Raw genomic sequence first — 2,255 nt, forward strand, 5'->3', positions numbered from 1 at the left:
GGTTGAAAGCTCCGGCGGTGCAGGATGAGCCCGCGGCCTATCAGCTTGTTGGTGGGGTGATGGCCTACCAAGGCGACGACGGGTAGCCGGCCTGAGAGGGCGACCGGCCACACTGGGACTGAGACACGGCCCAGACTCCTACGGGAGGCAGCAGTGGGGAATATTGCACAATGGGCGAAAGCCTGATGCAGCGACGCCGCGTGAGGGATGACGGCCTTCGGGTTGTAAACCTCTTTCAGCAGGGAAGAAGCGAAAGTGACGGTACCTGCAGAAGAAGCGCCGGCTAACTACGTGCCAGCAGCCGCGGTAATACGTAGGGCGCGAGCGTTGTCCGGAATTATTGGGCGTAAAGAGCTCGTAGGCGGCTTGTCACGTCGGTTGTGAAAGCCCGGGGCTTAACCCCGGGTCTGCAGTCGATACGGGCAGGCTAGAGTTCGGTAGGGGAGATCGGAATTCCTGGTGTAGCGGTGAAATGCGCAGATATCAGGAGGAACACCGGTGGCGAAGGCGGATCTCTGGGCCGATACTGACGCTGAGGAGCGAAAGCGTGGGGAGCGAACAGGATTAGATACCCTGGTAGTCCACGCCGTAAACGTTGGGAACTAGGTGTGGGTGACATTCCACGTCATCCGTGCCGCAGCTAACGCATTAAGTTCCCCGCCTGGGGAGTACGGCCGCAAGGCTAAAACTCAAAGGAATTGACGGGGGCCCGCACAAGCGGCGGAGCATGTGGCTTAATTCGACGCAACGCGAAGAACCTTACCAAGGCTTGACATACACCGGAAAGCATTAGAGATAGTGCCCCCCTTGTGGTCGGTGTACAGGTGGTGCATGGCTGTCGTCAGCTCGTGTCGTGAGATGTTGGGTTAAGTCCCGCAACGAGCGCAACCCTTGTCCCGTGTTGCCAGCACGCCCTTCGGGGTGGTGGGGACTCACGGGAGACCGCCGGGGTCAACTCGGAGGAAGGTGGGGACGACGTCAAGTCATCATGCCCCTTATGTCTTGGGCTGCACACGTGCTACAATGGCCGGTACAAAGAGCTGCGATACCGTGAGGTGGAGCGAATCTCAAAAAGCCGGTCTCAGTTCGGATTGGGGTCTGCAACTCGACCCCATGAAGTCGGAGTCGCTAGTAATCGCAGATCAGCATTGCTGCGGTGAATACGTTCCCGGGCCTTGTACACACCGCCCGTCACGTCACGAAAGTCGGTAACACCCGAAGCCGGTGGCCCAACCCCTTGTGGGAGGGAGCTGTCGAAGGTGGGACTGGCGATTGGGACGAAGTCGTAACAAGGTAGCCGTACCGGAAGGTGCGGCTGGATCACCTCCTTTCTAAGGAGCACATAGCCGACTGCAGGCGAATGTTCTGCACGGTTGCTCATGGGTGGAACGTTGACTATTCGGCACACTGACTGTTTCTGCATCATCAAGTACTGCTTTCGAGCGTGGAACGAGGATGTCGGGGACGGGTGGTGTGTCGGGCACGTTGTTGGGTGTCTGAGGGCACGGGCAAGCTGTTGCTTGTGTGTCTTCGGTTGCCGACCCCAGTGAACTCGCCCGGTTGGGTGGGGTGATGGGTGGTTGGTCGTTGTTTGAGAACTGCACAGTGGACGCGAGCATCTGTGGCCAAGTTTTTAAGGGCGCACGGTGGATGCCTTGGCACCAGGAACCGATGAAGGACGTGGGAGGCCGCGATAGTCCCCGGGGAGTCGTCAACCAGGCTTTGATCCGGGGGTTTCCGAATGGGGAAACCCGGCAGTCGTCATGGGCTGTCACCTACTGCTGAACACATAGGCAGTGTGGAGGGAACGAGGGGAAGTGAAACATCTCAGTACCCTCAGGAAGAGAAAACAACCGTGATTCCGGGAGTAGTGGCGAGCGAAACTGGATGAGGCCAAACCGTTTACGTGTGATACCCGGCAGGGGTTGCGTGGGCGGGGTTGTGGGAATGAACTTCAGTCGTCTGCCGGCGGCTGGGCGAGTTAGAAACCATCATGATAGGCGAAGGGCATGCGAAAGGCCCGGCGTAGAGGGTAAGACCCCCGTAGCTGAAATTGTGGTGGCTTGCTTGTTCATCTCCCAAGTAGCACGGGGCCCGAGAAATCCCGTGTGAATCTGGCGGGACCACCCGTTAAGCCTAAATATTCCCTGGTGACCGATAGCGGATAGTACCGTGAGGGAATGGTGAAAAGTACCGCGGGAGCGGAGTGAAATAGTACCTGAAACCGTGTGCCTACAAGCCGTGGGAGCGTCGCG

The 2,255-nt window shown here is 58.6% G+C and carries 2 rRNA genes (1 of these 2 running past the window's edge); both read left to right on the forward strand.

Going from position 1 to position 2,255, the window contains the following annotated elements:
* Positions 1–1,331 (forward strand): 16S ribosomal RNA (locus ACH4E8_RS35110); the annotation flags it as partial.
* Positions 1,332–1,623: 292 nt separating this feature from the next.
* Positions 1,624–2,255: ribosomal RNA gene (locus tag ACH4E8_RS35115) — 23S ribosomal RNA — on the forward strand (it continues 2,572 nt past the right edge of the window).

Origin of the sequence: Streptomyces sp. NPDC017979, assembly GCF_044328175.1 — a bacterium.
Lineage (GTDB): Bacteria > Actinomycetota > Actinomycetes > Streptomycetales > Streptomycetaceae > Streptomyces.